Raw genomic sequence first — 7,769 nt, 5'->3', positions numbered from 1 at the left:
ACTTACCACCAGGCAATGGCTTTGCCTGAATTGTCACTTTTGAGGAAGTAACCTTTATCGGTACTACTGTCGAATTAAACATCGGGTCGTTAAACATCGAAAAGGGGTCATTAAATATTGAATTTGGATTATTTCTTCGTTGTACTTGCTGTAGCACTTCGATTTGCGCTTCCAGTGGCTCGACTTCGATGGTTCCCGATCGGGTCGGAGTAATCCAAACATCATAAACAACAGCGGAGTTTACCGGTTTTCCGTTACGCTCCATCCGTTCAACTTTATATTGTTTGATTTCCTTAGCATTATCTAGACTAAAACCGGCACCTTGCGGTAGATCGGTGATTTGCAGGTTTTGCGCTTGGTAAAAGAATATTCGGTACGTCACACGTACCCGGTCGCCAACAAATACTTCTTTTGGGGAAGAAGACACTTCTATCCAAGCTAAGTTATTGTTATTGTTACCGCGATTTCCCGTTGATTGATTTTGGGGTGATTGCCTTCCCGGTTGAGCTTTTGATGGAGGGACGGAATTGTCACCTTGGGAAGTCACGGTTATTGTATGTTTAGATGTCGAAGCCGATTCGAGCGTAGCGACTGGAAGGTCATATGTGCCGGGATTACTTGGAGCACGTAGGATGTAGACCAACTCTAACGACTGTGACATCGAGCCATTGATAAACGATATCTGTTGCGAAGTCGATGGACCACCCACCAGTTGAAAGACACCGAAACTAACTTTTGGTGTTTTCGTACCTCCTGATACTGTTACCCGCCACTCAAAAACACCATTCGGTTCGATCTGCGCGACTGATGCTTCCGATTGCAAAGTTATAGCGGCAAAACCGCTGGAAGCGGTCAGTAAAAGAGTAGCAAATAGGAGTTTGAGTAGTATCAAACGTTTCATCACCAGTCTTTTCCTGAAGGTGGTTCGCCTGGCTCACCTTGGTTACGACGTTCCATCAACTTCCGTTGAGTCTCGGCTTCCCGCTCCCGTGCTTGTTCTAACATTTTATCGCGTTGCGGCTGTTGCTGCTGTTGTTGCGTCGAATCCTGCTTTTCCTCTTGCTTCTTATCATCTTCATTTTGGTCGTTCTTCGAGGAATCCGGCGGCTGTACTCTTTTTTGCCAAAGCTCTAACTCAAGATTTTTCCGGGCAGCTTAATCGGATGGATTGCTTCGCAATGCATCGGTGTAATACCGGATTGCCTCATCCCATTTCTTCTTTCGAAACTGGTTGTTACCAAGCTGGTAGTTAGCGTCGGCTTTCACTTTTTTGTCCGTGCTCCGAGCTGCTTCTTCGAGCCAAGTTTGAGCTTCCGTCTCATGACCTAACTTGGAGTAGGTTTTGCCGATATTAAAGGGGATCTCAAACCGATCCTTGCGGGATTCCCTTGCTTGCATGTATTTTTCAAGTGCTTCGGCAACTTTTGCACTATCATCGCTCTGATAAAGTTTATTCGCATCTTTCACTAATTTTCGACCACTCGCGGCAAATGCCCCAGTTAGTGGGAGACACAATAAACTCAAGATGAAGATTCTTTGAATGTTACGCTTCATGGTTGCGATTCACTCCACCAACCCGCTTTGGTTTTACCCGTTAACAATTGTCTCCATTGCTCCAAGGAATACTTCCTTCCTAAGGGTAACACGCGTTCCAACAATAGCAAAAGCAGACCGATAGCAACAAACCAAAGCCCACGGCTTACATACTCAGTTACGACTTTTTCACCAACTTTCCGGCGGTCTAACTGTGTGATTCCATTAAACACGGTATTGATATCGCCATCGTCACCCCTCCATCGCAAATACTGCCCATTAGTTTGCTCTGCGATTCGCTTGAGGTTTCCTTCCGTAAGTTTCGTAATGACCATTTGACCGGAGTTGTCGGTTTTATATTGGCCGGGGCGATTTTTCAAGGGAATCGGACCGCCTTGTTGGGTACCAACACCGATGATATAAAGACGAGCGCCAGCCTTCTTAAGTTCCTTTACACCTTCTTCCACCAATCCTTCATGGTCTTCACCATCGGTTATCAGAACAACTCCCCGGTCACGAGCAGGATCGCCTTCAAATTGCTGTGCAGCCATTAGCAACGATCCGCCAATATCGGTTCCACCGCCCGGAAGAACATCCGTATCGGCAGCTTGGAGCCATGTTCTAACAATACTTGCATCAATCGTAAAAGGAATTTGTAAGAATGGCCGACTGGAGACAAACACCAATGAGATACGATCATTGGTTAGTTTGTCCAGTAAACGATTTAACTTATACTTAGCGAGATCAAGTCGGCTAGGAGACACATCGACACAATTCATGGATTTGGAAAGGTCTAAGATGACAACAACATCCGCCCCTTTCCGTTCGACGGTCTCTACTTTCGTTCCCATCCTGGGGTCAGACCAACCTATCATTACAAATACAATTCCCGCACTAAGTAAGAACCACTCCCACCCGAACTTTCTACTCTGCCAACCGGGGATCAACCGAACAGCTAACGGTACATTCGCTTGTAAATACTTATTTTGACGAAGCTGCCACCAATACCCGGCGATTCCAACCAGAATCGGTAGCCAAAGAAAATATAGAAGGATTTCGTGACCAAACTGTAACATATTTCAATACTTCTACTGAGCTGTCCGGTAAATTGAGGAGCGGAGAGCCAATTCAATACTCAAGAATAATAAAGCAATAAGAACAAACCAGTGAAAGCGGTCTTCGACTCTACGCCACTTAACACCTTCAATTTTATAGCGTTCCATCTGGTCAATTTTCGTATAAATCGTTTTTAAGGTCTTCGGATCGGTAGCACGATTATAGGTACCACCGGTTTGATCCGCTATTTGATTTAACAAAACTTCATCGATCTCAACGGGGACCATCATCATCTGAATTCCCATCGGTGTGGGTACGGGATATGGCGCTTCCCCCATTTTCCCGACACCAACGGTATAAACTTTGACATTCATCTGCTTTGCCTTCTCAGCGGCATCTATCGGAGGGAATACCATTTGGTTGTTCACACCATCGGTCAGCAAAATGATGATTTTGGAAGGGGCTTTACTTGTCTCCAACCGCGCCAATGCCACGGTTAGACCTGCACCAATGGCGGTTCCATCCTCTTCTAATTCACGGACTTTGGTAAAATCGATCATTTTGTTAAGTACAACATGATCGGTCGTCAATGGGCACTGGGTATATGCTTCCTTGGAAAAGACTACCAACCCGACCCGGTCGTTCGGTCGACCGGCGACAAACTGCTTCGCCGCTTCTTTCGCCGCCTCCAACCGATTTTGGGGTTTGAAGTCCAACGACAACATCGATCCCGATACATCGATTGCCAAAATAATATCGACCCCTTCGGTTTCGGAGCGTTCGCCTCCCGAAACTGTTTGTGGTCGTGCTATTGCAAGTACAAGGGCGATTACCGCTAAGGTTCGCAGAAATAAAATGAGCTTTCGACCGGCATCACTATTCCCATTCACTATCGAACGAATTGGCTGAAATGCCGGTACCCGGAGGGAAGGTTCGCGAAACCTTCCGACCCGCCACTCAAACCAGAGCCAAGCCGCAACCAGCACAAAGAGCAGAAATGCTTCCGGTTGATCCCAGTGGATCATGGCTTTTGCTCCTTACTATTGGAATCATCCTTCATTATCTCATTGAATACACTTGTGTTGGTATTCGTTTTATCAAGTGGCTTCAAAGGCTCCAACGGTTTGAGCGTGTTTGATTGTGGTGTTGCATCGACAACGACATGCTCAGTCTGTTTCGGTTGGTTACGTTCGGCTTCCAGTCGGAGACGATCCTGCTCCTGCTGCCAACGGATACTCCAAATCCCTACTAAATCCTCAGCCTGTTTGATCCCTTCCAAACAACGATTTCCGGCTAAGTCGCCACGGGCAAATTTTACCTCATCTGCGATGCTCAACAGTGAAACAAATGTCCGATGCTCATTGCCACCTAAGGTGGATCCGACCGACGGATCACTCAACTCAGAAGTTGTTTTTTCAAGTGCGTTATACTTAAAGCGATGCTCGATATATTCTTTAAGTGTCTCAATCAAGTCGGTCGAGAAACCCTTGATGTCTCCAAGCTGCCATTTCGCTTCCGTCCGTATAACTGAAAGCTTTTCAAAGGCTACTTTCTCAGGAGATGGCGGTGGTGGTGGCGGTGGTGGTGGCAATAATGATTGTCGATACTTCATGTATCGATATAACAAATAAGAAAGTCCTACAATAAGAATTGGTAAACCTACCCAAAGGAACCATTCAAGTAGAGATGGAGGAATTGACTTTTGAGCCCGATCTGGTTGCAGCAATGTATCGAGGTTATCCCCAGGAGTGGCTTTGATGGTTGAACGAATTGAGATAGGTATCGGATTGGTTTTCGCGTGAAGGGTATCGTTTCCACTCACCGAAATTATATCGAACGCAGGTAATACCCGATCACCGGTGTCGATAATGGCAAATACTCCTTGCCACTTGAAGAGTCCTCCCTCTTGAACAGGGGGCAAGCTTTGGAGCAATACAAAGGGGGCTACCCACCCAGTACCATTCCACGGACCTTCAAGGGTTATACCGACTGGAGTATTTTGTACTTCAATGGAAATCGACAAACTTTCAGCGACGGTTGCCGAGGTTCGGGATACCCGTGCCATTGCCGAGAGTGCATAAGCCGACGATGCCTGCAACAGCATACCCAAGTATAACAGGATACCGAGCAACAATCGACTGTGAACTATTTTGCGAGGAATCATCGGTGATGTCCTCTGCGGTGGAAGAAATTTGTCAATACCGGAACTACATCTTGATCGGTCGTCACTTCGATACGGTCTACCCTGGCTTTCTTGAGGGTTTCTACTACTGATTCACGTTGTTTTAGGAAGCCGGACTTCCATTTATTACGAACATCAATACTATTTGTGTTAAGCCATGTCTCCTGTTTGGTTTCAGCATCAAAAACCTTTAACCACCCGAGTTTCGGAAGTTTTTCTTCCCATTGATCTAACAAATGGACGGCGACCAGATCGTGGCGCGAAGCGACTTTCCGCAACGCATCGGAATACCCTTCGGACTGAAAATCGGAGAGCAGGAAGAGAATTGAACGTTGCCGAAGGATGCGGTCGACATACAATAAAGTAGATGTCAATTCGGTGCGAGCATGCTTCGGTTCAAACTCCACTAATTCCGTTAGAACTCGAAAGGCGTGGCTTCTGCCTTTCTTCGGTGGTAAATACCGTTCAACTTGATCGGAAAAGAGGAGAAGTCCAACTTTATCGTTATTACGAATGGCGGAAAATGCAAGTATCGCAGCAATTTCAGCAGCAATCTCGGATTTCCATTGCTTCGATGTACCAAACTGTAAGGAAGACGATACGTCGACTAACAAAAGAACCGTTAGCTCACGATCCTCTTCAAAGGTTTTCACATAAGGGTGGTTCATCCGCGCGGATACATTCCAGTCGACATCACGGATATCATCCCCGGGTACGTAGTCGCGGACTTCTCGGAACGTAACGCCACGTCCCCGGAATACCGAATGGTATTGTCCGGTAAAAGAATTCCGCACAATGCCACGCGTCCGGATTTCGACTTCCCGTACGCGTTTCAATAACTCTTTCGCGTTAATCACGGTACGATAATCCGGTCAAACAAGGTTCTAACCACTTTATCCGGTGTCCATTCCTGTGCCTCGGCTTCGTAGCTCAGACCGATACGGTGGCGCAAGACGTCCACACCAATGGCACGGACATCTTCCGGTAACACATAACCGCGCTTTTGCAGGAAGGCATGGGCACGTGCGCAAGCCACCAAATAGATCGATGCACGCGGGGACGCCCCGTAGCGAATCATTCCTTCCAATTCTTTGATGCCGGCAGCCATGGGATCGCGGGTTGCAATCACGATATCGAGGACGTAATTCTCTATTTTTTCGTCCGTGTAGATGTGATTACAAGCATCTCGAACCTTTATCAATTCATCGGTGGTAATAACCGGTTCGATGTGGGTAGAAAGGATACGCATTTGGTCGCGCAGAATTATCTTTTCCTCTTCCCGGGTCGGATAGGTGAGGACAACTTTCATCAAGAACCGGTCGAGCTGCGCTTCAGGTAAGGGGTACGTTCCTTCCTGCTCCAAGGGGTTCTGCGTCGCTATCACTAAGAATGGTTGAGGTAAGGGATAGGTCTCATCCCCAATGGTGACTTGACGTTCCTGCATCGCTTCCAGCAACGCCGATTGAACTTTTGCCGGAGCGCGATTGATTTCGTCTGCCAGCATAAAGTTTGTAAAAATCGGACCTTTACGGGTTACGAACCGTTGATCTTTGCTGTCAAAGATTAAAGTACCGGTTACGTCTGCCGGCAACAGGTCGGGAGTGAATTGAATCCGTTGGAAACGAGCTTTTACTGCCGCGGCAAGGGTTTTTGCCGCCAACGTTTTCGCCAATCCGGGGACACCTTCCAATAACAAATGCCCATCGCATAACAAAGCAATAAGCATTCGATCGACCAAAGTCGATTGCCCGACTATTACTTCACCTAACGCCCGGCGAATACGCTCCAATCCGCCGGATTCCCGTTGAATCAATTCGTTGATTGCTCGAATATCAGTGTGCATAGCGTCAGTTTACCTTACGGTTTTGTTCGTGTACTTGATTTCTAATGCCATTTTACTGTCACGCAAAACAGTTTCCGGAAATATTCTACGAATCACCTACGAAAAAGTTCCCGACCGGGATAACGAATCGGGGCGTTTCCGGTACGCCCCGAACAAACAGTGAAGAATACTAGCGTTAACCGATTCGATTTGATCGATTACTTACCGGCAGGGGCAGAACTTGTGGTGTCGGTGGGCGCGAGTTTCTTGAGTTCCTCGATATCGTTGATATCCTTGCCCAGGTGTTCCAGTTCCCATTGTGCCGACTTGATAATCCCGGAGTCACTCACCGCGGAGTAGTCTTTCAAGAATTTCTCATAAGCAGTTTTCGCTTTATCGAGTTGTTTTAACTCGTTGGCATAGAGGAATCCAATCATAAACTGGGCGTTAGGAGCGCGCTTTCCGGAAGGATGAATTTTCACCAACTCTTCGTACTTCGCTACGGCATCCGTTTGTTTTCCCTGTTCCTGAAACTGCTTAGCTGTATTGAATAACTCATCTTCATTCGCTTTCACACCACCACAACCAATCAGCATAACAATCGCTGCAAACATCCAGATAGAACGCAGGTTCTTCATTGCTACTTTCCTTTCGACGACATTGAATTGCGATTCCGTTTGTTCGATGAATACTTAATTACGCGTAACTACTGTTTTATGTTCCCGCTCGGCGAGGATTGCCGCACCGACCGCACCAGCCCATTCGCCAATTGCCGCGGGAACGATTGTCAAACCGTCAGCTAATCCGCGGAATGCCCGGTGGAAGACCGTTTCCCGGATCGGTTGGAACAACTTCTCACCAGCTTGGGCGATTCCACCCGCTAAGATTATTCTTTCCGGATGAAAGATATTCACATACGCGGTCAATGCAAGACCTAAATATACCCCGGTTTCGTGCCAAAGTTGTAATGCATCGAAATCGCCTTTGTCGGCAGCATTCGACCAGTCGAGGGGTGTCCAGTTTGCTCGACCGGGATGTTTCTCAGCCCCACGGCGAATAATCCCATCGCGCCCGGTATAAACTTCCAAACAGCCATTGGAACCGCAATTGCAGGGCGGTCCGTTGGGATCGATACAATAGTGTCCCAATTCCGCGCCGCCGCCTTTGGCACCAGTT

General features: G+C 47.3%; 9 protein-coding genes. All 9 read right to left on the bottom strand.

The annotated features are described in order from the left end of the window. A partial coding sequence (locus OEM52_12265) for a BatD family protein (protein MDK9700913.1) occupies positions 1-901 on the bottom strand: 901 nt, incomplete at its 3' end. 254 nt (positions 902-1,155) lie between these two features. After that, positions 1,156-1,554: a tetratricopeptide repeat protein gene (locus tag OEM52_12260; protein ID MDK9700912.1), complete on the bottom strand. Its 399-nt coding sequence runs from the start codon at positions 1,552-1,554 to the stop codon at positions 1,156-1,158. Next, complete coding sequence (locus OEM52_12255) at positions 1,551-2,609, bottom strand: VWA domain-containing protein (protein ID MDK9700911.1); 1,059 nt, start codon at positions 2,607-2,609, stop codon at positions 1,551-1,553. Before OEM52_12255 ends, OEM52_12260 begins: the two co-directional genes overlap by 4 nt. A gap of 12 nt (positions 2,610-2,621) precedes the next feature. Continuing rightward, positions 2,622-3,614: a VWA domain-containing protein gene (locus tag OEM52_12250; protein MDK9700910.1), complete on the bottom strand. Its 993-nt coding sequence runs from the start codon at positions 3,612-3,614 to the stop codon at positions 2,622-2,624. Continuing rightward, complete coding sequence (locus OEM52_12245; protein MDK9700909.1) at positions 3,611-4,753, bottom strand: hypothetical protein; 1,143 nt, start codon at positions 4,751-4,753, stop codon at positions 3,611-3,613. The genes OEM52_12250 and OEM52_12245 overlap by 4 nt, the downstream gene beginning before the upstream one ends. Then, positions 4,750-5,628 carry a DUF58 domain-containing protein gene (locus tag OEM52_12240; protein MDK9700908.1) on the bottom strand — a complete coding sequence of 293 codons (879 nt, stop codon included), beginning with the start codon at positions 5,626-5,628 and terminating at the stop codon, positions 4,750-4,752. Before OEM52_12240 ends, OEM52_12245 begins: the two co-directional genes overlap by 4 nt. Further along, positions 5,625-6,614 carry an AAA family ATPase gene (locus OEM52_12235; protein MDK9700907.1) on the bottom strand — a complete coding sequence of 330 codons (990 nt, stop codon included), beginning with the start codon at positions 6,612-6,614 and terminating at the stop codon, positions 5,625-5,627. Before OEM52_12235 ends, OEM52_12240 begins: the two co-directional genes overlap by 4 nt. A 197-nt stretch (positions 6,615-6,811) precedes the next feature. Then, complete coding sequence (locus OEM52_12230; protein MDK9700906.1) at positions 6,812-7,231, bottom strand: tetratricopeptide repeat protein; 420 nt, start codon at positions 7,229-7,231, stop codon at positions 6,812-6,814. Positions 7,232-7,285: 54 nt separating this feature from the next. Continuing rightward, positions 7,286-7,769: ROK family protein (locus OEM52_12225; GenBank protein ID MDK9700905.1), on the bottom strand; the 484-nt coding region annotated here is incomplete at its 5' end.

Source organism: bacterium (assembly GCA_030247525.1).
Classification (GTDB): domain Bacteria; phylum Electryoneota; class JAOADG01; order JAOADG01; family JAOADG01; genus JAOTSC01.
Note: the sequence above shows the minus strand (reverse complement) of the source record. Positions and strands in the feature narration are given on the sequence as shown.

What these genes read in the sequence shown, in the direction of transcription:
- OEM52_12260 (MDK9700912.1), bottom strand. Translation starts at nt 1,554, where the DNA reads ATGAAGCGTAACATTCAAAGAATCTTCATCTTGAGTTTATTGTGTCTC.
- OEM52_12235 (MDK9700907.1), bottom strand. Translation starts at nt 6,614, where the DNA reads ATGCACACTGATATTCGAGCAATCAACGAATTGATTCAACGGGAATCC.
- OEM52_12255 (MDK9700911.1), bottom strand. Translation starts at nt 2,609, where the DNA reads ATGTTACAGTTTGGTCACGAAATCCTTCTATATTTTCTTTGGCTACCG.
- OEM52_12245 (MDK9700909.1), bottom strand. Translation starts at nt 4,753, where the DNA reads ATGATTCCTCGCAAAATAGTTCACAGTCGATTGTTGCTCGGTATCCTG.
- OEM52_12230 (MDK9700906.1), bottom strand. Translation starts at nt 7,231, where the DNA reads ATGAAGAACCTGCGTTCTATCTGGATGTTTGCAGCGATTGTTATGCTG.
- OEM52_12250 (MDK9700910.1), bottom strand. Translation starts at nt 3,614, where the DNA reads ATGATCCACTGGGATCAACCGGAAGCATTTCTGCTCTTTGTGCTGGTT.